Origin of the sequence: Isoptericola cucumis, assembly GCF_014635665.1 — a bacterium.
Taxonomy (GTDB): Bacteria; Actinomycetota; Actinomycetes; order Actinomycetales; family Cellulomonadaceae; genus Isoptericola; species Isoptericola cucumis.
Window position 1 is genome coordinate 26400 of record NZ_BMDG01000019.1, and the last position, 23980, is coordinate 50379.

The window sequence follows — 23980 nt, forward strand, 5'->3', positions numbered from 1 at the left end:
GCGAGGCATGTGAAAGGAGCAGCACATGCGTGACAGACGCTCCACCGCCGTGACAGCGATGTCGGCGGCCGTGGTCGCCACGGCGCTGGTCGCCACGGCGCCGGGATCCTCCCCCGCCACGGCGGAGGGACCCGCGACCACCCTGCCGGCCGCATCGGCCGACATCCCCACCCCCGAGGAGCACTTCGGGTTCGAGATGGGCGCCGAGGGAAAGCTCGCCGCCTACCCGGACGTGCTCGACTACATGCGCTCGATCGCGGACAGCTCGGACCGCGTCGACTACGAGACCGTCGGCGAGACGACCGAGGGCAACGAGTACGCCACCGTCTTCATCAGTGCCCCGGAGAACCTGGAGCGCCTCGACGAGATCGTGGAGCTCAACAAGCGCCTCTCCGACCCCCGCTCGACGACGCCCGACGAGGCTCGCGCACTGGCGCGCGAGAGCGTGCCGATCTACCACCTGGAGGCCACCGTGCACTCCACGGAGGTCGGCAACGGGCAGGCGATCAACGACATCGTGCACCGCCTCGCGACGGAGACCTCGGACTTCACCGAGAACGTGCTGACGAACTCGGTGATCATGCTGGTCCCGTCGCAGAACCCGGACGGCCAGGTCAAGGTCGTCGACCACTTCGACCGCACCGCGGGGACCGACCTGGCGCGCGTCTACCCCGACCTGTACCAGAAGTACACGGGGCACGACGACAACCGCGACTGGACGATGTTCACGCAGGTCGAGGCGCGGTACCGGCTCGGGCTCACCAACGAGTACCGGCCGGTGATGACGCACATCATGCACCAGCAGGGCAGCACCGGTGAGCGCATCTTCGTGCCGCCGTACGGCGGCGTCACCAGCCCGAACGTGCCGGCGAACTCGAACGCGTCGGCCTCCGCCGTCGGCCAGCACGCCATGCGCGGGCTGACCGCCGAGGGCAAGACCGGGGTCGGCACGGACGACTACCACATCTACTGGACCCTCGAGCAGCCCGTCGGCTTCTTCCCGTTCACGGGGACCGGCGTGTACCTCACCGAGATCGCGTCGGTGGTCGACCTCGCGTACCCGCAGCGTTCCGGCGACGGGAGCCCGCTCGGCCCGCAGACGCCCACGCAGGACCTCATCCAGCCGTACGACAAGGACACGTGGACGCTGCGCGACATCGTCGAGTACGCCGAGACCGCCACGTACGCGGGCATGGAGTACGTGGCCGACAACGGCACGGAGCTGCTGTACGACAACCTGTACGCCGCCCCGCACGAGTTCACCGAGAACGGTGTGGCCTCCGGCGTCGAGGCGTACGTGGTGGACGCCGAGCAGCGCGACCCGTACGCGACGTACGAGATGCTCGAGCGGCTCGAGTGGACCGGCGTCGAGATCGACCGGGCGACGGCGCCCTTCACGGCCGGGGGCGAGCAGTACCCCGCCGGGTCGTGGGTGGTGGCGACCCACCAGCCGCGGGGCAACTGGGTCGACCAGCTGCTCGGCACCGACGAGTACCCGACCGACGACCTGCCGTACGCCGAGGCGACGACGAGCCTGCCGCTGCAGCTCGGCGTGGACGTCGCCGCGGTCGACGAGCCGGTCGCCGCGGAGCTCGAGCGCGTGGAGCAGGTCGAGGTGCCCGACGTCGAGATGCCGGCCGCGCCGGGCTCGTCGGGCGCGTACCTCGTGCGGCCGGAGTCGTACGGCACGATCCCGATGGTCGCCGCCCTGCAGAAGGCCAACATCGCCACGTTCCGGGCGGGCGCGGAGTTCACGGCCGACGGGACCGCGTACCCGGCGGGGACGTACGTCGTGCCCGCCACGCCCCAGGCCCGCCGGGTGCTCGCCACGTCGAGCGCCGACGTCGGCGTGCCCGTGGCGGCGACGCCCGAGGCCCCGGAGGTCGACGGGATCCAGCTCAAGCCGCGCACCCGTGTCGGCCTGCTGCGCGGGGCGAACAACATGCCGGGTGGCTGGGACATGTACGTCATGGACCAGTACAAGGTGAACTACGAGGTGGTCGGGGCGCAGGACTTCACGAGCGGCAGGCTCGGCGACGTCTACGACACGATCGTGCTGCCGAAGGGCATCTCGAAGGAGGACATCGTCGAGGGTCTCGACCCGGCGAAGTACGACGAGGAGTTCGCCTGGGCGTACGGCGTCGGCGCCGACGGCTGGCGCAAGCTGCGCCAGTTCGTGCGCCAGGGCGGCACGCTGCTGGCGATCGGCGACTCCGTCGAGACGGCCCAGGACCTCCTGAAGCTGCCCATCGAGCCGGCCCTGCCGGAGGACGACGAGGAGTTCGCAACGGGCGGCAGCCTGCTCAACCACCAGTTCGACACCTCGGACATGGTGGCCTGGGGCATGCCGGAGGAGTGGCCCGTGTGGCTGTACGACACGCAGGCCTGGACCCCGACCGGGCCGGACGCCGACGTCGTGTCGAGCTACCCGGACGACGACGTGCTCGCCAGCGGCTACCTGCGCGGTGAGGAGCACGTCGCCGGCACCGCCAACGTGGTGTCGTTCGACGTGGGCAAGGGCAAGGTCGTCACGTACGGCAGCGAGGTGACCTTCCGGTCCCTGCCGCGGTCGTCGTTCAACCTGCTCTACAACGCCGTCTACGGCGGGCCGGCGGCCGAGGTGAGCTCCACGCAGCTCGCCGGGCTGCAGCCGCAGTTCACGGCGGACGGTCGCCTGCGTCAGCGGTGAGACCCGCTCAGCGGTGAGACCGGGCCGGCGGTGCGTCCCTCCGGGGGCGCGCCGCCGGCCTTCGCCAGCCGCGACGGCCACCAGGTGCGGTCGCCGACGTCGTGCACGAGCGCCGGGACGAGCAGGCTGCGCACGACGAGCGTGTCGACCAGCACCCCGAACGCCACGATGAACGCGAGCTGGGCCAGGAAGAGCAGCGGGATGACGCCGAGCGCGGCGAACGTGGCGGCGAGCACCACGCCGGCCGACGTGATGACCGAGCCCGTGACGGCCAGGCCCCGCAGGACACCGCGGCGCGTGCCGACCGCCAGGCTCTCCTCACGCACACGTGTCATGAGGAAGATCGAGTAGTCGACGCCCAGCGCGACGAGGAAGCAGAACGCGTACAGCGGTACCGCGGGGTCCGCGCCCGGGAAGTCCAGGACGTGGTTGAACACCAGCGCGGCGACGCCGAGCGCGAAGCCGAACGACAGCACGTTCGCCGCCATGAGCAGCACGGCCGCCAGCACGGAGCGCAGCAGCAGCATGAGGATCGCCAGGATCACGACCAGCACGACGGGCACGATGGTGCGCAGGTCGCGCTCCCCCGCGAGCTGGGTGTCGAGCCGCTCGGCGGCCGCGCCGCCGACCAGGGCGTCGGGGCTCACGTCGTGCACCGCGGTGCGCACGTCGGCGACGGTCTCCACGGCCTCCTGGCTGTCGGACGGGGCCGCGGTCGTCACGTCCACGCGCACCTGCCCGTCGACGACGAGCACCTCGCCGCGGGCGGGCTGTCCGGGGGCGGCGGCGGGCTGGTCGGTGACGACGGTCGCGGCGGTGACGCCGGCGGTCCCCTCGGCGGCCTCGACGACGTCGTCGACGGCCGCCTCCGGCGCGACGACGACCACCGGCTGCGCGGAGACGCCCTCGAAGTGGCTGGTGAGCGCCTCCTCGCCGTCGACCGAGTCGACCTGGGTGAGGAACACGTCCGAGTCGCCGGTGCCCTCCGCGTCCAGGGTCGGGACGAAGGCCGCGCCGCCCGCGAGGACGACCGCCGTGGCGATCCAGACCACGCGGTCGTGACGGCCGACGAAGCCCGCGACCCGGGACCAGACGCCGTGGCCCGCGACGTCCACGTGCGTGTCGTCGGGGGCCGGGGTCGCCGGCGTGCCCTCGCCGGGCACGGGGTCGGCGGGCGCCGGGACCTCGGGCGCGTCGGAGTGCCGGCCCAGCGCGTGCGGCACCTTGGGCCAGAACACCCATCGCGCCCGCCGGCCGCCGACGAGCAGCAGCGCGGGCAGGAGGGTCAGGGCGGACAGGAACGCCGCGACGATGCCGATGGCGGCGACCGGCCCGAGGCTGCGGTTGGACGACAGGTCCGACAGCAGCAGGCAGAGCAGCCCCACGATCACCGTGCCCGCGCTGGCGGCGATCGGCTCGATCGAGGCGCGCACGGCGCGGCGCATCGCGGTGTACGGGGAGACCGTCGCGCGCAGCTCCTCCCGGTAGCGGGCGACGAGCAGGAGGGCGTAGTCCACGGACGCCCCGACCACGAGGATCGACAGGATCCCCTGCGACTGCCCGTTGAGCGTGAGGACGTCACCGGCGGCCAGGTGGTAGACCGCGAGCCCGGCCAGGCAGAGCGCGAGCACCGCCGTGAAGATCACGACGAACGGCAGGACGGGCGAGCGGTAGACCAGCGCGAGGATGACGAAGACGGCGCCGAGCGCGACGAGCAGCAGGACCGTGTCGATCGCCCCGAAGGCGCTCACGAGGTCGGCCACGAAGCCGGCGGGCCCGGTGACCCACGTGTCGAGCCCGGTGCCGGCCAGCCCGCCGTCCGCCGCGTCGGCGGCGGCGAGGGCGCGCAGCGCGCCGATCGCGAGCTCGGAGACGCTGGACTCCTCGGCGCCGACGTCCTCGGACGCCAGCGCGGCGTCGAGCGAGACGACCACGAGCGCCGCCTGCCCGTCCTCGGACGGCACGACGACGGGGTCCGCCACGCTCGCGTCACCGACGGTGCGGGGCTCGTCGCCCGAGGTGCCCTCGAGGGGTGCGTCGGCGATCGCGTCGGCGAAGGCCTGCACGTCGGCGAGCTGCTCGGGCGTCAGGGCGGACCCGTCGGCGGTCTCGCTCACGACCAGCGCGGGCAGGGTCTCGGAGTCGGTGAACTCGCGCCCGAGCTCGGCCGCCTGGGTCGACTCGGCGCTCTCGGGCAGGAACGCGGCGTCGTCGTTGGTCTGGACGCTGCTCAGGTTGCCCTGGGCCTGTCCGCCGACCGCGCCGATCGCCAACCACACCCCGATCGCTGCCAGAATGGCGAGACCTCGGAGAAAGCCGGACCGGCGATTACTAAGCATGCTGAGCATTCTGCCTCGGAGGGAGGAGATGGAGCAAGTGCCAGAGGACCACGTGCCGCGTTCCCCCGCATGGCGGGACGCCGCGGCCGCGAACCCGACCAGCGACGACCCGGCGCAGTGGGCGACCGGCCGGCTGCTGTTCACGGTGGTGCGCCGCATCGAGCACGACTGGAACGCCCACCTCGCCGGCTGGGACCTCAACCACGCCGGCTTCCCGGTGCTCCTGCACCTCATGGCCGGGCCGCGCACGCAGCGCGAGCTCGCCGGGCTGAACGGTGTCACCGAGCAGACGATGGGCCGGGTCGTCGCCCGCCTCGAGCGCGCGGGGCACGTCGTGCGCGCGGACGACCCGCGCGACCGCCGGCGACGCGCGGTGAGCATCACCGAGGCCGGCCGCGCGGCCGCGGCCGAGGCCGGCCGGGTGCAGCCCGCCGAGGACCTCACCACGCACGGGCTGACCGCCGCCCAGGTCGAGGAGCTGCGGGAGATGCTCGTCACACTGGTGCGGGCACAGCGGTCCGACGACGGCACGCACCCGGCACCGGACGCGGCGGAGGGCTAGCCTGCACGACGTGGACGTGATGACGCTGCCCGGACTGACCGACTACCACGAGGCGTGGGAGCTGCAGCGCCGCGTGCACGACCAGGTCGTGGCGGGCGAGAGCCCGGACACCCTCATCGTCGTCGAGCACCCGGACGTCTACACCGCCGGGCGGCGCACCCGCCGCGACGAGCGGCCCGACGACGGCACCCCCGTGGTCGACGTCGACCGGGGCGGGAAGATCACCTGGCACGGTCCCGGCCAGCAGGTCGTCTACCCGATCGTGCGCCTCGCCGAGCCCGTCGACGTCGTGGCGTACGTGCGGGCCCTCGAGGAGGCCGTGATGCAGGTGTGCGCGGGGCTGGGCCTCGGCACCGTGCGCGTCGAGGGCCGCACCGGGGTGTGGCTCGCCGCCACGGACACGCTGCGCGAGCGCAAGGTCTGCGCGATCGGCGTGCGCACGGCGAAGCGCGTGACGATGCACGGCCTCGCCCTGAACTGCTGCCCCGACCTGAGCCGGTTCGAGAGCATCGTGCCGTGCGGCATCACCGACGCCGACGTCACGTCGCTCACGACCGAGACGGGCCGGACGGTCGCGCTCGGCGACGTCGCGGAGCCGCTGGTGGCCGCCCTGGCCACCCACCTCGAGCCGCTGCGCGCCACGGGGGGCGACGGGGTGCGGCACGTCCCCGCCCCGGCCGCCGAGCCTCAGGACGTGCCGCTGCCGGCATAGCGCCCGCACCCCACGGGCCCCGGCTATCCTGGGGGTCCAGGGTTCGTTGCGCGCCGGAGATCGGGTGGGTCGGCGCGCGCCGAGGACGACCCCTGAGGCACCGCATGACCGACACCACCCCCCGCGCGCCTGCTCGCTCGACGCCTGCTCGCGAGACGCCCGCCACGACCGACGACGGTCCCGGCGACCCGACCGGCGGCCGGCTCGGCCCCTACTCCGCGCTCGCCCGGCTCGCCGGCGCCTGGTTCCTCCCGGTCGCATTCGCGGCGCGGCTCCCGTTCACGATGCTCACCATCGGCACCCTGCTGCTGGTCAGCGGCGCCACCGGCTCCGTCGCCGCCGGCAGCCTCGCGGGCGCGGCCGCCGCCCTCGGCACCGCCGTCGGCGGTCCCACGCAGGGCGCGCTCGCCGACCGGTACGGGCAGCGCGCCGTGCTGCTCCTGTGCACCCCGCTCGCGACGGTCGCCCTGGTCGCCCTCGTCGCGGTGAACCTCCCGGGCCCGCCCGCGTCGACCGCGCTCACCCTGACCGCCGCCGCCCTCACCGGCGCGAGCGCCCCGCAGGTCGGGCCGTTGGCGCGCGTGCGGTGGATCGGGCTGACCCGCGGCCGGCCCCGGACGCTGTCGGCCGCCCTGTCGTACGAGAGCACCGCCGACGAGGTGGGCTTCGTGCTCGGCCCGGCGCTCGTCGGCGTCCTGGCGACGACGGCCTCCCCCGCGGCCGCGATGCTGCTGGCCGCGGGCCTGCTCGCGGTGGGCGGCACCGCGTTCGCGCTGCATCCCACGGCCCGCGCCGTGCGTGCCGCGACCGCGCCGCGCGAGGCCGCGGCCCGCGAGTCCCGGGGCGTGCCCGGCATGCTCGCCCTCGCCCGCCGCGAGGCGGTGCCGCTGGCGGGCATGCTGTGCATGGGCGTCCTGTTCGGCGGCACGCAGACCGCCGCGACCGCGTTCACGACCGACGTCGGCCAGGCCGGGCTCGGCGGCGTCCTGTACGCCGTCCTCGGCGTCGGGTCGGCGGCCACGGCGCTGGCGGTCGTCGCCCTGCCGGCACGCTGGGGCCTCGGGTCCCGCTGGACGTGGTTCGCCGCCGGCCTCACGGCGTCGTTCGCGGCGCTCGTCCTCCTGGTGACGACGGGGTCCCTGGGCCTCGTCGTCGCCGGCATCGCCGTGGCCGGGCTGTTCGTGGGTCCGGTCATGGTCACGGTCTTCACCGTCGCGAGCGAGCGTGCGCCGGTGGAGCGGACCGCCGCCGCGATGACGCTCGTCGCCAGCGCGAACGTGGTCGGGGTCGCCCTCGGCGCGGCCCTGGCCGGGCAGGCCGCCGGGCTGGGTGTCGCGCCCGCCTTCGTCGTGCCGGCCGTGGCCGCGGCGGGGCTGCTCGCCGTCGGGGTGTTGCTGAGGTCACGTCCAACGGGTGAGAGTCGCCGTCCGCCAGTCGACGCCGCTCACGTAGTCTGACGAGGTCCGGAGCGGTAGGGCCGCACAGCCCGCCCCGACCCGGACGTCCACCTGTTCGACGACGACCGGGAGACACCCGTGACGATCGCACCCGAGGGCCGCCGCATGCTGCGCGTCGAGGCCCGCAACGCCGCCACCCCCATCGAGAAGAAGCCCGAGTGGATCAAGACGAAGGCTGTGATGGGTCCCGAGTACCGGGAGCTCAAGGGCCTGGTCAAGGGCGAGGGCCTGCACACGGTGTGCGAGGAGGCCGGCTGTCCCAACATCTTCGAGTGCTGGGAGGACCGGGAGGCGACCTTCCTCATCGGCGGTGACCAGTGCACCCGCCGGTGCGACTTCTGCCAGATCGACACGGGCAAGCCCGCCGCGTTCGACGCCGACGAGCCGCGGCGCGTCGCCGAGTCCGTCCGCACCATGGGGCTGAAGTACTCGACCATCACGGGCGTCGCCCGCGACGACCTGCCCGACGGCGGCGCGTGGCTGTACGCCGAGACGGTCCGCCAGATCCACGCGCTCAACCCGGGCACCGGCGTCGAGCTGCTCATCCCGGACTTCAACGCGATCCCCGAGCTGCTGGACCAGGTCAACGAGTCCCGCCCCGAGGTCCTCGCGCACAACGTCGAGACGGTGCCGCGCATCTTCAAGCAGATCCGCCCGGCCTTCCGGTACGAGCGCTCGCTGTCGGTGCTGACCCGCGCCCGCGAGGCGGGCCTCGTCACGAAGTCCAACCTCATCCTCGGCATGGGCGAGACCATCGAGGAGTGCAAGGTCGCGCTGCAGGACCTGCACGACGCAGGCTGCGACCTCATCACGATCACGCAGTACCTGCGCCCGTCCCTGCGCCACCACCCGGTGGACCGCTGGGTGCGGCCGGAGGAGTTCGTCGAGCTCTCCGACGCCGCCGAGGAGATCGGCTTCCTCGGCGTCATGGCCGGCCCGCTGGTGCGCTCGTCGTACCGGGCCGGGCGCCTGTGGGGCCAGGCGATGACGCGCCGCGGGCTGCCCATCCCGGACGCCCTCGGCCACCTCGCGGAGCCGACCACGTCTCGCCAGGAGGCCGCGAGCCTGCTGGCCCGCGCAGACCACTAGACTTGGCGACCATGGCCCGCACGAAGTCCGACGCCGGCGCGCCCGACGCCACCGGCAAGAAGCAGAAGAAGCCCAAGAAGCAGCGCTGGTACCACCAGGTGTGGTCCGCGTACCAGATGACGCGCAAGCAGGACCCGACGGTCACCTGGGTGCTCCTGGGCATCTTCGTCGGCGTGCTGCTCCTCGCGTTCGGCATCGGTCTCGTCTTCGACGCGCCGGTGTACTCGCTGGTCGTCGGGCTGCCGTTCGCGCTGCTCGCCGCGATGTTCACGCTGACGCGCAAGGCCGAGAAGGCCGCGTACACGCAGATCGCCGGGCAGCCCGGGGCCGCGCGCGCGGCCCTCGGCACGGTCCGCGGCGGGTGGACGTTCGACGACGAGCCGGTCGCGATCAACCCCCGTACGCAGGACTTCGTGTTCCGCGGCGTCGGCCGCCCGGGGGTCGTGCTGGTGAGCGAGGGGCCGTCGCACCGCGTGCAGCGGCTCCTGGAGGACGAGCGTCGCAAGACGGCGCGCGTGCTGCCGAACGTGCCGATCACGCTCATCCAGTGCGGGGACGAGGCCGACCAGGTCCCGCTGCCGAAGGTGGCGCGCCGGGTGCAGAAGCTCAAGCGCACGCTGACCAAGCCCGAGGCCGACCAGGTGCGCAAGCGGCTCCGGGCGCTCGGCGGCGCGCGGCTGCCGATCCCCAAGGGCGTCGACCCGATGCGCGCCCGCCCCGACCGCAAGGGCCTGCGCGGCCGCTGACCGCCGCCGCAGCCGCACGAACGAGCCCCCGGAGCCTGCTCGGCTCCGGGGGCTCGTTCGTGGGACCTCACCGGCGCACGATGACGGTGCCCGCGCCGCGGTCGTGCAGCCCGCGCCCGTCGGGGCCCCACACCACGGCCGGGATGACGAGGCACAGCAGCACGACCCGCACCGCACCCCGCACCAGGCCCACGGGGGTGCCCGCCGGCGCGCCGAGCACCCGCACCTGCAGCCGCAGCAGCCGGTGCCCGATGGTGAAGCCGACGGTGCTGACGAGCAGCAGGTTCTCCAGGGCGAAGATGCCGAGGGTCGCGAGCGAGTTCGCGTCGGCCACCAGGTAGCTGATCAGCATGGCGGCCGCCCAGTCGACGAGGAGCGCGACGATCCGGCGGGTCAGCGGCGCCGGCGAGCCCGGCCCCGAGGACGGGAGCCCGAGCCGCTCGACGGGCGACGAGCCCTGACCGGCGGACGTCCCGCCCTCGAGCCACGAGCCGAAGTCCTCACGCGATGCCATGGGCCCAGGGTAGTTCTCCCGCGCGACGGCCCGCCCCGCCCGAGGGTCCGGCGGCCTCAGTCCAGCAGGCCGTTGATCCGTCCGTTCACCTCGGTGAGCGTCGAGACGTCCCGGTCGCCGATGTAGATCTCGTCCATGATCGGCGTCATCACGGCCTCGATCGCGCCGTACTCCTCCGTCACCGGGTGGAAGAGCGTGTGCCCCTTGTCCACCGTGTCGGTGAACACCGAGGTGTCCAGGCCCTTGTCGGCGAACGCCTCGACGGCCGCCTCGGTCCCGGCCGGCCGCGCCGGGAAGACCACGCCGGCCTCCCCCACCAGCCGCTGGCAGTCGTCCGACCCGAGGAACTCCACCCAGCGCGCGGCCTCCTCGGGGTTCGGCGACTGGGCGCTGATCGAGTCGGCGAGGCCGTTGTACATCGACACGGGATGGCCCACCGGGCCGCTCGGCAGGGACGCGATGCCCAGGTCCACGCCCTCCAGGTTGGCGTAGGTGCCGAGCATCCAGGAGCCGTTCGCGGAGATCGCGGCGCGGCCCGAGCCGAGCGCCTGCTGCGGGTTGGGCTCCGTGCCCACCTCCTCGTAGGGCGCCATGTACCCCTTCTCCACCAGGCCGAAGAGCCAGTCCAGCGACTTCTGCACCCGCGGGTCGTCGAAGTGGTACTCGGTGCCCCACACGTCCGCGTCGGTGAACTTCCAGCCGGTCGCCCCCGCCAGCCAGGACCAGGTGGTCTGCCCGACCGTGCCGCCCGAGCCGTTCGAGGCGAGGCCGTAGACGGCGACGTTGTCGGGGTCGAAGCCCTCCTCGTCGCCGCGGACCCCGTTCTCGTCCACGGTGAGGTGGGCGAGGATCTTCTCGAAGCTGCCCCCGTCGTCCGGGTTCCAGTCGAGCCCGTCGAGGTCCTCGGGGCTCAGGCCGGCCTCGGTGATCACGTTCTCGTCGTAGAACAACCCGACCGTGTCGAAGTCCTTGGGCATGCCGTACTGCGCGCCCTCCTGCCCGACCCAGAGGTCCGACAGCCCCTCCTGGAACTCGCCGTAGTCGACGTCGGCGGTGGCGTCCAGCGCGTTCAGGTCCCGCAGCAGGCCGCGCTCCGCGAAGCCGGGGTACTGCGTGAGGTGGTCGGTGAACACGTCCGGGCCGGCGCCGGCCACGAACCCCGCGGTGAGCTTGCGCCAGTAGTCGTCCCAGCCGTACTGGCTGATCCGCACCTGCAGGTCCGGGTTCTGCCGCTCGAACTCGTCCGCGCACCGCTGGTACGCGGGCAGCTGGTTGGCGTCCCAGAGCCAGTAGTCCAGCACGACGAAGTCCTCCGCGGCCCCGGCGGCCGGACCGGGCCCGGCGCAGCCGGCCAGGGCGAGGGTGCCCGCGGCCACCGCGGCGGCCAGGGATGCGGTCGCCCGTCGTGCGTACCGCGTGGTCTGCTGCGTGGCCTGCTGCGAGGTCGTCCTCGTGGTCTGCTGCACGGCCTGCCTCCTCACTTGATCCCGCTGAAGCCGATGGAGCTGACGATCCGTCTCGCGAACGCGAGGAAGAGCAGGATCATCGGCAGCGCGGCCACGAGCGTCGCCGCCATGAGCCCGGCCCAGTCCGGCCCGGTCTGCGGCGTCTGCGCGTTGAAGTTGCCCAGCGCCACGGTCAGCACCCGGGACTCGTCGGTGTACGAGACCATCAGCGGCCAGAAGTAGTCGTTCCACGACCCGATGTAGGTGAGGATCGCGATGGTGGCGATCGGCCCCACGGACATCGGGATGATGATCGCGAAGAACACCCGGACCTTGCTGGCGCCGTCGATCAGCGCGGCCTCCTCCACCTCGGTGGAGACGTTCATGAAGAACTGCCGCAGGAAGAAGATCGCGAACGGGGTCATGAACAGCCCCGGCAGCATGATGCCGAGCAGCGTGTCCACCAGACCCAGGTCGCGGATCAGCACGAAGTTCGGCAGCAGCGTGAAGATCACCGGCACCATCAGCGAGAGCAGGAAGACGCCGAAGACGGCGTTGCGCCCCCGCCAGTGCAGCCGGGAGAACGCGTACGCGGCCATCGCCGAGAAGAACACCTGGCACGCGGTGACGACCGTGGCCACCACGACGGAGTTGCGCAGGTAGAGCCAGAAGTCGATCGAGGCCCCCGACCCGCCCTGGGCGATGGCCTCCTCGGTGGACTGCAGGCCGAACACCCGCTCGAACCCGCCCCAGGAGAAGTCGACGGGCAGCAGGGAGGTCGCTCCGGAGTACAGGGCGCCGTTGCTGGACAGCGCCGTGCGGAGCATCCAGTAGAACGGGAACAGCGTGATGAGCAGCAGCAGGATCATCACCACCCAGGCCAGCACGCGGCCGGGGCTGGGCGGGCGGCGTCGTCGCCGGGTCTCCTGGCGCTGCGGGGCGGGCGCCCCGGTGGTCGCGGGTTCGACGGGTGCCGTCGTGGTCTCGGTCATGGTCGCCGCCTCCCTAGTTCAGGTCCGTCTGGCCGGCCCGCGTCACGCGGTACTGGAAGAAGGTGACCACCACCAGGATCAGCAGCATGGCCACGCTGAGCGCGGACGCGTACCCGAAGTCGAACTGGGCGAACGCCTTGTCGTAGATGTAGAGCTGCAGCACCCGGCTCGCGTCCACGGGCCCGCCGTTGGTGGTGACCGCCACCGTGTCGAAGACCTGGAACGAGCCGATCACGGAGATGATCAGGACCAGTCCGAGGATCGGGCGCAGCAGCGGCAGGGTGATGCCGAAGAACATCCGCGTCTCGGACGCGCCGTCGACCCGGGCCGCCTCGTAGGTGGTGGGCGAGATCGCCTGCAGGCCGGCGAAGATCAGCAGCGCGGTGTAGCCCATGTGCCGCCACACGTTCACCACGGCGATGGTCGGGATCGCCCAGGTCTCCGAGGTGAAGAACCCGATCCGGTCCAGCCCGACCCAGGACAGCAGCTGGTTGCCGATACCCAGCTGGAAGTCGAGGATCCACAGGAACACCAGCGCGGCGACCACGTTGGAGACCAGGTACGGGGCGAGCACGAGCGAGCGCAGCAGGACGGAACGGCTGAGCCGTTGCATCAGCACCGCGATCAGCAGGGCCAGGACCGTCTGCAGCCCGATGTTGATCACCACGTAGAGCAGCGTGACCCGCACGGCGTTCCAGAACACCGGGTCCGCGACCATCGTGCGGTAGTTCTCCAGGCCGACGAACTCGGCCGGGCTGAGCAGGTCCCACGAGGTGAAGCTCAGCCAGATGCCGCGGACCAGCGGCCAGAAGTAGAACGCGACCAGGCCGACGGTGGCCGGCAGGATGAAGAGCAGGGCGAGCCGGGTGTCGTCCCGGCGGCGCCGCACCCGGCGCCCGGGGACGGAGGGTGCCGGCGGTGCTGACGATGCTGTGGGTATTGACGACGGTGCTGACATGAGGGACCTCCTTGCGTCGTTGCAGGCGGTGCTCGCGGACGGCCCGGCGTCGCCGATGACGCCGGGCCGGTGGTGCTCAGTCGCGCGCGGGACGGCTCCCAAAGTCGGGGATGGGCAGCCGCTCGCCGCCGGCGAGGGCCGAGGCGTGCGCCACGATGCCGGGGGCGGTGAACAGGGCGGAGCGCCAGGCGTCCACCGGCGGGTGCTCCCCGCTGACCACGCCGCGCACGAAGTCGTCGGCGAGGAAGTGGTGCGAACCCTCGTGCCCGTTCGGCGCCTCGGCGTAGGTGGCGGGCAGCCGGGTGCGGTCGTGCACCGGCGCGGAGCCGGAGGTGAACGCTTCCCGCAGCGCCGGGTCGACGTCGGCGAGGTCCGCCTCGTCCACCGTGCTGCGGACCGGGACGAAGTCGGCCGAGACGTCCGTCGAGCCCTCCTTGTCGTTCCAGACGCTCTGGTGGGCGAGCTGCTCGAAGCTGGCGTCGGTGCCGAAGAAGCGGAACCGCGACTCGCGGATGTGCGACGGGTAGCCCACCCGGCGCATCTCGTTCGTGCGCATCGCCCCGCCGTCGGACAGCTCGAACAGCGCCGTCGCGTTGGAGAAGCTGTTGCCGAACTGGCTGACCTCCCGGTCGAAGACGCCGTCGCCGCGCCGGTCCTCGACGCCGATGCAGCTGACGCTGACGGCCCGGGACGGCAGCGCGCCGAGCACCCCGCCGATCGCGTGCGTCGGGTAGAGCATGGGCGGGTAGCTGGCGGTGGCCTTCCAGTTCTCCCCGCCGCTGTACTGGTACGCGGCGTAGAAGCCGAGGTCCATGTCGTGGACGTAGTCGCCCTCGGCGTAGAAGACCTGCCCGAGCGCGCCCTCGCGGACCTTCTCGCGGATGTAGACGGTGGCCGGGTTGTAGTAGCTCGTCTCGCCCATCATGTAGGTGAGGCCGGTGCGCTGGACGGCCTCGATGATCGCCTCGATGTCGGTGAGCTCGGTGGCCATCGGCACGGCCGAGTAGACGTGCTTGCCGGCCTCCAGCGCGGCCAGCACCAGCGGCGCGTGCGTCCAGCGCTGCGTGAAGATGGCGACCGCGTCGACGTCCGAGTCGAGCATCTCCTCGAAGCTGTCGACGACGGTGGCACGCTCGTAGCGGTCCGCCAGCGACTTGGCGCGCTCCGGCACCAGGTCGGTGATCGTGAGCCGGTCGACGTTCGGGTGCAGGTCCCAGAGCGTCGCGAAGCTCCGTGAGAACTGTCCGGCGCCGACGATGCCGATGCTGATCGAGCCGGCGTCCGCTCCGAGCGGCGTGGTGGGGTCGAGAGGCAGTGCGGACAACGGTTCCTCCTGGGGGTGGTGGGTCATGCCGGTTCGAGGGCGGGGCTGGGCGGGTCGACGAGCATCCACTGGCAGGCCACGACGGCCGCGCCTCGCGCCCACTCGTCGAAGCCGGAGGTGAAGGGCACGACGGACGGCGTCGTGGCGTTCGGGTCGAGGTGCTCCGCGAGGGCGGCGTCCATGCGCGGCCGGACGTGGGCGAGCATGCCGAGCCCGTCGCCGGCGAGGATGACGGCGGGCAGCCCGAGGATGTTCACGAGCTCCGCGATCAGCACGCCCAGGGCGTGGCCGGCGTCGGCGAACACCCGCAGGGCGACGTCGTCGCCCTCCTCGGCGAGCCGGAACGCCGTCTCCAGGTCCAGGTCGGTCCGCCCGAGCGGCACGCCGATGCCCCGGGTGATGGCGTCCGTCGTGAGGAAGGCCGAGGCGCAGCCCCGGTGCCCGTTCGTGCACAGCGGGCCGGAGTCGGACACCCGGTGGTGGCCGAGCATGCCCACCTTGCCCGTCGGGCCCGCGAGCACCCGGTCCTCGAGGACGATCCCCAGCCCGACACCGACACCGACGGTCAGCACGGCGAAGTCGCTCAGCCCTCGGCCCGGTCCCGACCACTGGACCCCGGCGGTCAGCGCCCGGGCGTCGCCGCTGAGGACGGTGGGGATGCCGGTGGCCTGCTCCAGCAGACGCGCCAGCGGGACCTCGTCCCAGCCGAGGTAGGCGTTGCTGCGCACGGTGCGGTCGAAGCGGGACATCTGCCCGGCGAGGCCGACCCCGAGCGCCTGGACCGGGCCCGGCTCCGCGAGTTCCTTCACCAGGTGAACGATCTGGCCGACGACCGTCCCCTGTTTCACGTCCACCAGAGGCCGGTGCGCGCTCGCCTCCACCCGGCCGGCGGCGTCCGCCCGCACCCCGTACACCTCGCCCGCGGTGACCTTGACGCCGATGAACCGGTGCCGCGAGGCGTCCAGCGTCAGGGGCGCGCCGGGGCGCCCGCGGCTCTCCGAGAGAGGCGCGGTTTCCTCCTGGATCAGGCCGGAATCCAGCAGCGGCCGCGTGATCTTGGTGAGGCTCGCCGGGGAGCGCTCCAGGCGCCGAGCGAGCTCCGCCCGCGAGAGCGGCCCGGCGAGCAGCAGGGCGCGGACCACGGCACGGGCGGAGGACCCGAGCGAGCCGAGGGCGGGTATCTCTGCGCGGCGCTGCACCCGACCATCCTCCCGTCCTTTCCTTCACTATGTCAACTAAAGAGTGATCCGTTCCACCGCACGAGACGCCAGGACACGCGGACCCGGGGCGCGTAACGTGCCGGAAACATCGGGGCCACGCCGGAGAAACGCCTCCCCCCTAACCTCGAGGGCGCCGACCACCGGTCCCTCACCGCGGGTAGATCCGAGCAAGGAGCGCACGCATGTTCACCAACGCCGAAGAGGCCATCGCCTTCACCCGACGTGAGGGGGTGGAGTTCATCGACGTCCGCTTCATCGACCTGCCCGGGGTGATGCAGCACTTCAACATCCCGGTCGAGCAGTTCTCCGAGGACTCCTTCACCGAGGGCCTCATGTTCGACGGCTCGTCGATCCGTGGGTTCCAGGCGATCCACGAGTCCGACATGAAGCTGGTCCCCGACGTCACCACGGCGTACCTGGACCCGTTCCGCAAGCGCAAGACCCTCATCGTGAACTTCTCGATCGTCGACCCGTTCACGGACGAGCCCTACTCGCGCGACCCGCGCACCATCGCGGCCAAGGCCGAGGCCTACCTGAAGTCGACCGGCATCGCCGACACCGCCTTCTTCGCCCCCGAGGCCGAGTTCTACGTCTTCGACGACGTGCGCTTCAAGACGTCGGCGAACGAGGGCTACTACCACCTGGACTCCGTCGAGGCGGCGTGGAACACCGGTCGTGAGGAGGAGGGCGGCAACCTCGGATACAAGACCCGCTACAAGGGCGGCTACTTCCCCGTCTCCCCCAACGACCAGTTCGCCGACCTGCGCGACGAGATGTGCGCCGCGCTCGCCCAGGTGGGCCTGGACGTCGAGCGCGCGCACCACGAGGTGGGCACCGCCGGCCAGCAGGAGATCAACTACCGGTTCAACACCCTGCTCCACTCCGCCGACGACCTGATGAAGTTCAAGTACGTCATCAAGAACGTCGCGTGGGAGCACGGCAAGACCGTCACCTTCATGCCGAAGCCGCTCTTCGGCGACAACGGCTCGGGCATGCACTCCCACCAGTCGCTGTGGCTGAACGGCGAGCCGCTGTTCTACGACGAGAAGGGCTACGGCGGCCTGTCCGACACGGCCCGCTGGTACATCGGCGGCCTGCTCAAGCACGCGCCGTCGCTGCTCGCGTTCACCAACCCGTCGGTGAACTCCTACCGTCGCCTGGTCCCCGGCTACGAGGCCCCGGTCAACCTGGTCTACTCGGCCCGCAACCGCTCCGCGTGCATCCGCATCCCGGTGACGGGCTCGTCCCCGAAGGCGAAGCGCGTCGAGTTCCGCGTGCCCGACCCGACGGCCAACCCCTACCTCGCGTTCGCCGCCCAGCTCCTGGCCGGCATCGACGGCATCAAGAACCGCATCGAGCCGCCGGCGCCGATCGACAAGGACCTGTACGAGCTGCCGCCCGAGGAGCACGCGCAGATCGCCCAGGTGCCCGCCAGCCTCGAGGAGGCGCTGGACAACCTCGAGCGCGACCACGACTTCCTCACCGAGGGCGACGTCTTCTCCGAGGACCTCATCGCCACGTGGATCGACTACAAGCGCACGCACGAGATCGACCCGATCCGCCTGCGCCCGCACCCCCACGAGTTCGAGCTCTACTACGACATCTGAGTCGCGTGCGGAGAGCCCGCACGGGTCACCGGCACCTCGACGGTGACGGCCCCGTGCGGGCTTTCTCGTGCCCGGTCACCGATGAGTTGCGACGGTGCAGGCCGTCGAGAGGGGATGAACTCCTTCGACCTCACCGTCGCGCTGCCCACCGAGGACCGTCGGCGTGCGTACGCCTTTGCGCAGGCCATGGGCTTCGAGACCCCGGGCGGGCTCGCCGAGGACGGCGTTCCCGAGCCGCTCCAGGTCGTCGTCAACGACGGTGCCCGGGTCATGTACATCCCGACCGGCGGTTTCGGCTGGGTCACCGCGGACCACGACACGGCCGCCGCGGGCACCTCGGAGTGCCTGCTGAGCATCGCCGTCGGCTCGGCCCGTGCGGTGGACGACCTGGTGCGTACCGCGGAGGAGGCGGGCGCGAGGATCGCCATGGCACCGGTGCAACGCGAATGGGGCTACATCGGTACCTTCGCCGACCCCGACGGTCACCTCTGGGAGGTCGTCCACCCCGCTGGATGACGCGCGGAGCGGTCCGTCAGCGGCCGGGCGTCGCGCGACTGCGGGGCGTCAGCAACGTCGCGACGACGAGCCCGACGGCGATGGCGCCGGCGAGGGCGACGAACGCGCCCGCGTAACCGAGCCCGGCCACCACCCCGCCGAGCGCGACGGCGCCCAGCCCGAGCCCGCCGTCGTAGGCGATGTTCCAGATCGTGCTGGCGGTGCCGCTGCGGGCAGGCCCGAGCCGGCGGACGACGGTCACGAACGAGTCGTTCTGCGCGGTGCCGAAACCCAGCCCGAGCAGTGCGGCGCCGACCTGCAGGGCGGCCCCGCCGTCCAACGACCCGGCCAGGACCGCGAGTCCGGCGGCGCAGAGCAGGACGCCTGCGGGCAGCAGCCTGCCCGGCCCGAGCCGGTCTCCGACTGCCCCGGACCCGAGGCGTCCGACGACGAGCGCCACGGACGCCACGAGCAGCGCGAGCGCGGCGTCGCCGGTGCCCGGGACGGCCACGGGAAGAAACGTCGTGACGGCGCCGAACGACGCCGCGGACAGCACGAAGACCACGAGCGGCGCCGCGATGGCCCGCACGTCGACCATGGCGACGCGGTCGGAGCTCCCCCGCAGCCCGGGCAGCGCGAGCGCCAGGGCGGCCCCCGCGAGCGCCGCCGCCCCGGCGGCCCAGAAGACGGCGGTGAAGCCGACGGTCCGCGCGAGCCACACGCCCCCGGCGAGAGCGCCGAGGTTGGGCAGCGCCGCGGCCGCGCCGTAGAGGGACGCCGCGGCCGCGAGTCTTCCCGGCCGGGCGACGGCCGTGACCAGGGTCGCCCCCGCGACGACCATGAGGCCGAAGCCCACCCCCCGCACGACGGTCAGCCCCATGACCGGGACGATCGACGACGAGAGGACGTAGAACGGCGTCGGCACGCCCAGCAGCACGGCACCGAGCAGCAGCATCGCGCGCAGGCTCAACACCCTGAACAGCCACGGCATCGCCAGCTGGGTGGCGACGGTGGCCGCCATCATCACGCCGGTCGTGGCCCCCACGGCCCCGCTCGCGGCACCCCCGTGCGCCGCCCACAGCGGCACCACGGCGAGCATCGCCGCGTAGTTGCAGAAGGCCAGGAACGTCACGACCAGGAGCACGGGCATCCCCCGAGGTTGCCATCAGGGCTCGCGTGCCGTGACACGTCTCGTCCGGGGTTCACCCTGAGATCCCCCTGAACTGTGCCCGTACGGGTTCCCGGCACCCTGACAGGGGCATACGGTCGGTGCCGTGCCAGTCATCGCGACGCAGCAGCTCACGAAGCGCTACCCCCGGGTCACCGCTCTCGACGGCCTCTCGCTGGAGGTCGGCGACGGCGTCACGGGGCTGGTCGGCGCGAACGGCGCCGGCAAGTCCACGCTGATCAAGATCCTGCTCGGCCTCTCGGACCCGACGTCGGGCAGCGCCCAGGTGCTGGGTCACGACGTCCGCGACGACGGCGCCGCGCTGCGCAGCCGCGTCGGGTACATGCCCGAGCACGACTGCCTGCCCGCCGACGTCTCCGCCACCGAGCTGGTGGTGCACCTGGCCCGGATGTCGGGGCTGCCGACGGACGCCGCCCGCGAGCGGGCGGCCGACACCCTGCGCCACGTCGGGCTCTACGAGGAGCGGTACCGGCCGATCGGCGGCTACTCCACGGGCATGAAGCAGCGCGTGAAGCTCGCGCAGGCGCTCGTGCACGACCCGGACGTCGTCTTCCTCGACGAGCCCACCAACGGTCTCGACCCGACGGGGCGCGACGAGATGCTCGGCCTGGTGCGGCGGATCTACGACGACTTCGGGATCTCGGTCCTCGTCACGTCGCACCTGCTCGGCGAGCTGGAGCGCATCTGCGACCAGGTCGTGATCGTCGACGGCGGCGTGCTCCTGCGGTCCTCCACGGTCGCCGACTTCACCCGGGCGAGCGCCCAGCTCGCCGTCGAGGTCGCGCACGACACGGCCGGCGCCGCCGCGGCGCTGACGGCGGCCGGGCTGCGCGTCTCCCGGGAAGGCGAGACCCTGCTCGTCGAGATCGGCGCCGGCGTCGACGGCGACGACACCGACGACACCGACGCAGGTGCCGTCCACGACACCGTCCGCGACGTGGTCGCGGACGGGTACGGCCTGGTCCGGCTGGAGTCCCGTCGCCACCACATCGCCGAGGTCTTCGACCCCACCACGACCGGCCCGTCCGGCCCGACCTCCGACCAGGGAGCCACCGATGACGCAGCCTGAGGCGTCCCCCGCGGGCGTCATCCACAACATCGGGTACCGCGCGTACGACGGCGAGCGGCTCCCCCGGCGCGGGGTGGCCCTCGCGCTCTACTCGCACACGCTGCGGGGCGTGTTCGGGCTGGGGCGCGCGGCCCGGTCCAAGGTCGTGCCGTTCGGGATGGTCGCGGTGATGCTGGTGCCGGCGATCGTTCTGTCCGTCGTCTCCGTCGTCATGGCCGGGCAGGGGATGATCGCCGAACCGGTGCTGCCGTACACGCGGTACGCGATGGTGACGCAGGCGGCGGTGGCCATCTTCGTCGCCGTCGCCGCACCACAGGCGGTCTCCCTCGACCTGCGGTTCCACACGCTGCCGCTGTACCTCTCGCGACCGCTGGAGCGCGTCGACTACGTCCGGGCCAAGCTGGCGGCCCTGGCGACCGCGGTGTTCCTCCTGCTCGCGGCGCCGCTGCTCGTCATGTACCTGGGTGCGCTGGCGGCCGGGTTCGACGCGGGCACCCAGACGGTCGAGCTCCTGCAGGCGCTGGCCGGGGCGGTCCTGTTCGCGGCGGTGCTGTCCGGCATCGGCCTGGTGATCGCGTCGCTGACGGCCCGCCGCGGGTTCGGCGTCGCCGCCATCATGACGGTCCTGGCCCTCAGCTACGCGGTCGTCACCAGCATGCAGGCGCTGGTCGGCTTCGAGGCCGGCGACATGACCACCGCCGGCTGGATCGGCCTCTTCTCGCCGATGACCCTGGTCGACGGCGTGCAGGTCTGGGCGTTCGGCGTGGAGACGTCGTCGCCCGCCGGCCCGCCGGAGGGCGTCGCCGGCGCCGCGTTCCCCGTCGTCACGCTGGGGGTCGTCGCGCTGACCTACCTGGCCCTGTCCGCGCGCTACCGGAAGGTGAGGCTCTGATGGCCACGCTCAGGCTCGACGCCTGCTCGCGCTGGTTCGGCAACGTCGTGGCCGTCAACGACGTGACGATGACGATCGGCCCCGGCATCACCGGGCTGCTCGGGCCGAACGGTGCCGGCAAGTCCACCCTGATCCACCTGCTCGCGGGCTTCCTCCCGCCGTCCACCGGCACCGTGACCCTGGACGAGGCGCCGATCTGGAAGAACCCGGAGGTCTACCGCGCCCTCGGCATCGTGCCCGAGCGCGAGGCCACCTACGACCACCTCACCGGCCGCCAGCTCACCGTGGCCAGCGCCGAGCTGCACCGCCTGCCCGACCCGGGCGCGGCCGCGCGCCGCGCCCTCGCCGCCGTCGAGATGACGGACGCGCAGGACCGCAAGGTCGGCGAGTACTCCAAGGGGATGAAGCAGCGGATCAAGATGGCGTCCGCGCTCGTGCACGACCCGGCCGTCCTCCTGCTCGACGAGCCGTTCAACGGTATGGACCCGCGCCAGCGCCTGCACCTGATCCAGCTGCTGCGCGCGATGGGCGACGAGGGCCGGACGGTCCTCTTCAGCTCCCACATCCTGGAGGAGGTCGAGCAGCTCGCCCACCAGATCGAGGTCGTCGTCGCGGGCCGCTACGCCGCGTCCGGCGACTACCGGGAGATCCGGCGGCTGATGACCGACCGCCCGCACCAGTACACGATCGTCTCCAGCGACAACCGGGCGCTGGCCTCGGCGCTCGTCGCGGACGGCTCGACGGCAGGCGTCAGCCTGGACGGCGACGTCCTGCGGGTGCAGGCCGCGGAGTTCCTGCGCTTCGCCGCGCTGCTGCCGCGCGTGGCGCGCGACGCCGGCGTGCGGCTGCTGCAGGTGACCCCCGCGGACGAGTCCCTGGAGAGCGTGTTCTCCTACCTGGTCGAGAACTGAGCTGAGGAGCGCCGACGTGAACCGCACGATCGTCCGTCTGACCGCCCGCGGGATGCTCGGCGGGAGGCGCGTGTGGCTGCTCGCCGCCCTGGCGCTGCTGCTCGTGGGCATCGCCGTCCTCGCCCGCGTGCTCGTCCCCGTGAGCGACGCCGACGCCGCCGCCCTGCTGCAGGGCGTGTCGTTCGCGACGTTCCTGCCGCTGTTCGGGCTGATCGTCGGCACGGGGGCGATCGCGCCCGAGATCGACGACGGGTCCATCGTCCACCTGCTGTCGAAGCCGGTCTCGCGGCACACGATCGTGCAGAGCAAGCTCGCGGTGGCCGTCGGGGCGACGGTCGTCTTCGCGGTGCTGCCGACGATGCTGGCCGCGGTCGTCCTCGGCGCCGGCCCCAGCACGGTGCTGGCGTTCGGGGCGGGGGCCCTCGCCGCGGGGGCCGTCTACAGCGTGGCCTTCCTGCTCCTGTCGATCCTCACCCGGCACGCCGTGATCATCGGGCTCCTGTACGCCCTGATGTGGGAGAGCCTGGTGGGCAGCTTCGTGCCGGGTGCGCGCAACCTCAGCGTGCAGCAGTGGGCCCTGTCCGTGACCGGCTCGATCGCCCCACCGGGCCTCGTCACCGCGAACGTCGCGCTCGGGCTCGCGTGCGCCCTCATCGTCGGCGTGCTCGTCGCCGCGACCTGGTACGCCGGCAGCCGCCTGCGGGTGCTCACCCTCGCCGCGGAGGAGTGACCGGCGGCCCTTCGTCCGCGCTGCTCAGTGGGCGGCGGCGGCCTCGTCGTGCTCCTTGCCGTGCTTCTTGCCGAACGGCAGGACGTGCACCACCGCGAGGACGACGGCTCCGACGACGACGCCCACGAGCGCGGAGCACAGCGTGTTGACCAGCCAGGCCAGGAACCCGCCGACGCCGGGCACGTGCGCGACGCCCTCCTCCAGGTGGTGGACGACGTCGTAGAGGCCGTGCCAGCCGAGCTCGTCCACGCCGACGAGCAGGATGTGCCCGCCCACCCAGAGCATCGCCACGGTGCCCACCACGGAGATGACCGCCAGCACCTTCGGCATGCCGGACACGAGCCCGCGGCCGACCCGCTGGCGGAACGCCGTCCCGCCCCGCGCGAGGGCGAGCCCGACGTCGTCCATCTTCACGATGAGGGCCACGACGCCGTACACGATCACCGTGATCGCGAGCGCCACGACGAGCAGGATCGCGAGCCGCGACCAGAACCCCTCGTCGGCGACCTCGTTGAGCGCGATGACCATGATCTCGGCCGACAGGATGAGGTCGGTGCGCACGGCGCCGGCGACGAGCGTCTTCTCGGCCTCCGGCCCGACGGTGGCGGCGGGGGCGTCGTGGTTGCTGTGCCCCCGCAGCCGGCCCCAGATCTTCTCGGCCCCCTCGAAGGCGAGGTAGGTGCCACCGAGCATGAGGATCGGCGTGAGCAGCCACGGCGCCCACTGGCTGAGGATCAGCGCCACCGGGAGGATGATCAGGACCTTGTTCCGGATCGACCCGACCGCGATCTTCTTCACGATCGGCAGCTCGCGGTCCGCGGCGACCCCGTGCACGTACTGGGGGGTCACGGCGGTGTCGTCGACGACGACGCCCGCGGCCTTCGCCGTCGCGCGCCCCGCCGCGGCCCCGACGTCGTCGAGCGACGCCGCGGCGAGCTTCGCGATGGCGGCGACGTCGTCGAGCAGCCCGAGGAGGCCCGCGCTCATGCGGTCACCGCCCGGAAGGTCTGACGGGCGGTGCGGCCGCTCGAGGTCACGAG

21 protein-coding genes are annotated in these 23980 nt (G+C 72.5%); 12 read left to right on the forward strand and 9 right to left on the reverse strand.

Features of this window, described 5'->3' with window-relative positions; genetic code table 11:
• The first annotated feature begins 25 nt into the window (after positions 1 to 25).
• Positions 26 to 2689 carry a M14 family zinc carboxypeptidase gene (locus IEW03_RS19985; protein WP_188525474.1) on the forward strand — a complete coding sequence of 888 codons (2664 nt, stop codon included), beginning with the start codon at positions 26 to 28 and terminating at the stop codon, positions 2687 to 2689.
• Here IEW03_RS19985 and IEW03_RS19990 read toward each other — a convergent pair.
• Complete coding sequence (locus IEW03_RS19990; protein ID WP_188525475.1) at positions 2680 to 5037, reverse strand: MMPL family transporter; 2358 nt, start codon at positions 5035 to 5037, stop codon at positions 2680 to 2682. The two genes, IEW03_RS19985 and IEW03_RS19990, sit on opposite strands and share 10 nt — an antisense overlap.
• A 19-nt stretch (positions 5038 to 5056) precedes the next feature.
• Here IEW03_RS19990 and IEW03_RS19995 point away from each other — a divergent pair, with 19 nt between their 5' ends.
• The 5 genes from IEW03_RS19995 to IEW03_RS20015 all read left to right on the forward strand — a co-directional run bounded on the left by IEW03_RS19995 (position 5057) and on the right by IEW03_RS20015 (position 9594).
• Positions 5057 to 5590 carry a MarR family winged helix-turn-helix transcriptional regulator gene (locus IEW03_RS19995; protein ID WP_188525476.1) on the forward strand — a complete coding sequence of 178 codons (534 nt, stop codon included), beginning with the start codon at positions 5057 to 5059 and terminating at the stop codon, positions 5588 to 5590.
• Positions 5591 to 5609: 19 nt separating this feature from the next.
• Positions 5610 to 6302, forward strand: coding sequence for a lipoyl(octanoyl) transferase LipB (lipB, locus tag IEW03_RS20000; protein ID WP_188525510.1), 693 nt, complete (start codon positions 5610 to 5612; stop codon positions 6300 to 6302).
• Positions 6303 to 6406: 104 nt separating this feature from the next.
• Positions 6407 to 7759 (forward strand): MFS transporter, encoded by a 1353-nt coding sequence (locus tag IEW03_RS20005; protein ID WP_188525477.1) that lies wholly within the window; start codon positions 6407 to 6409, stop codon positions 7757 to 7759.
• 78 nt (positions 7760 to 7837) lie between these two features.
• Positions 7838 to 8848 carry a lipoyl synthase gene (gene lipA, locus IEW03_RS20010; protein ID WP_188525478.1) on the forward strand — a complete coding sequence of 337 codons (1011 nt, stop codon included), beginning with the start codon at positions 7838 to 7840 and terminating at the stop codon, positions 8846 to 8848.
• A gap of 11 nt (positions 8849 to 8859) precedes the next feature.
• The gene (locus IEW03_RS20015; protein ID WP_188525479.1) at positions 8860 to 9594 is read left to right on the forward strand and encodes a DUF4191 domain-containing protein; all 735 of its coding nucleotides are present in this window, start codon (positions 8860 to 8862) and stop codon (positions 9592 to 9594) included.
• 67 nt (positions 9595 to 9661) lie between these two features.
• Here the strand turns inward: IEW03_RS20015 and IEW03_RS20020 are convergent, their stop codons facing one another.
• From IEW03_RS20020 to IEW03_RS20045, 6 genes are all read right to left on the reverse strand, one after another.
• Positions 9662 to 10108, reverse strand: coding sequence for an RDD family protein (locus IEW03_RS20020; protein WP_188525480.1), 447 nt, complete (start codon positions 10106 to 10108; stop codon positions 9662 to 9664).
• A gap of 56 nt (positions 10109 to 10164) precedes the next feature.
• Complete coding sequence (locus tag IEW03_RS20025; protein ID WP_188525481.1) at positions 10165 to 11574, reverse strand: ABC transporter substrate-binding protein; 1410 nt, start codon at positions 11572 to 11574, stop codon at positions 10165 to 10167.
• 11 nt (positions 11575 to 11585) lie between these two features.
• The gene (locus tag IEW03_RS20030; protein ID WP_188525482.1) at positions 11586 to 12545 is read right to left on the reverse strand and encodes a carbohydrate ABC transporter permease; all 960 of its coding nucleotides are present in this window, start codon (positions 12543 to 12545) and stop codon (positions 11586 to 11588) included.
• A gap of 13 nt (positions 12546 to 12558) precedes the next feature.
• Complete coding sequence (locus tag IEW03_RS20035) at positions 12559 to 13503, reverse strand: carbohydrate ABC transporter permease (RefSeq protein WP_188525483.1); 945 nt, start codon at positions 13501 to 13503, stop codon at positions 12559 to 12561.
• Between the two features lie 76 nt (positions 13504 to 13579).
• Positions 13580 to 14827, reverse strand: coding sequence for a Gfo/Idh/MocA family protein (locus IEW03_RS20040; RefSeq protein ID WP_229738467.1), 1248 nt, complete (start codon positions 14825 to 14827; stop codon positions 13580 to 13582).
• Between the two features lie 23 nt (positions 14828 to 14850).
• Entirely contained in the window at positions 14851 to 16026 is a 1176-nt protein-coding gene (locus IEW03_RS20045; RefSeq protein ID WP_188525485.1) for an ROK family transcriptional regulator, read from the reverse strand.
• A 203-nt stretch (positions 16027 to 16229) separates the two neighbouring features.
• On the opposite strand from IEW03_RS20045, the gene glnA reads away from it, so the two are divergent.
• Positions 16230 to 17654: a type I glutamate--ammonia ligase gene (gene glnA, locus IEW03_RS20050; protein ID WP_188525486.1), complete on the forward strand. Its 1425-nt coding sequence runs from the start codon at positions 16230 to 16232 to the stop codon at positions 17652 to 17654.
• A 114-nt stretch (positions 17655 to 17768) separates the two neighbouring features.
• Positions 17769 to 18170 (forward strand): VOC family protein, encoded by a 402-nt coding sequence (locus IEW03_RS20055; protein ID WP_188525487.1) that lies wholly within the window; start codon positions 17769 to 17771, stop codon positions 18168 to 18170.
• A gap of 16 nt (positions 18171 to 18186) precedes the next feature.
• Here the strand turns inward: IEW03_RS20055 and IEW03_RS20060 are convergent, their stop codons facing one another.
• Positions 18187 to 19299 (reverse strand): MFS transporter, encoded by a 1113-nt coding sequence (locus IEW03_RS20060; RefSeq protein WP_188525488.1) that lies wholly within the window; start codon positions 19297 to 19299, stop codon positions 18187 to 18189.
• Between the two features lie 124 nt (positions 19300 to 19423).
• Between IEW03_RS20060 and IEW03_RS20065 the strand changes: the two genes are divergently transcribed.
• The 4 genes from IEW03_RS20065 to IEW03_RS20080 are packed head-to-tail and all read left to right on the forward strand — an operon-like array spanning position 19424 to position 22940.
• Positions 19424 to 20407, forward strand: a complete 984-nt coding sequence (locus tag IEW03_RS20065; RefSeq protein WP_188525489.1) for an ABC transporter ATP-binding protein — start codon at positions 19424 to 19426, stop codon at positions 20405 to 20407.
• Complete coding sequence (locus IEW03_RS20070) at positions 20394 to 21299, forward strand: ABC transporter permease (protein WP_188525490.1); 906 nt, start codon at positions 20394 to 20396, stop codon at positions 21297 to 21299. The genes IEW03_RS20065 and IEW03_RS20070 overlap by 14 nt, the downstream gene beginning before the upstream one ends.
• Positions 21299 to 22210 carry an ABC transporter ATP-binding protein gene (locus IEW03_RS20075; RefSeq protein ID WP_188525491.1) on the forward strand — a complete coding sequence of 304 codons (912 nt, stop codon included), beginning with the start codon at positions 21299 to 21301 and terminating at the stop codon, positions 22208 to 22210. Before IEW03_RS20070 ends, IEW03_RS20075 begins: the two co-directional genes overlap by 1 nt.
• Positions 22211 to 22226: 16 nt before the next feature.
• On the forward strand, positions 22227 to 22940 hold the full coding sequence (locus IEW03_RS20080; RefSeq protein ID WP_229738468.1) for an ABC transporter permease subunit: 714 nt from the start codon (positions 22227 to 22229) through the stop codon (positions 22938 to 22940).
• 24 nt (positions 22941 to 22964) lie between these two features.
• Here the strand turns inward: IEW03_RS20080 and IEW03_RS20085 are convergent, their stop codons facing one another.
• Complete coding sequence (locus tag IEW03_RS20085) at positions 22965 to 23927, reverse strand: DUF808 domain-containing protein (protein ID WP_188525492.1); 963 nt, start codon at positions 23925 to 23927, stop codon at positions 22965 to 22967.
• Positions 23928 to 23980 lie beyond the last annotated feature (53 nt).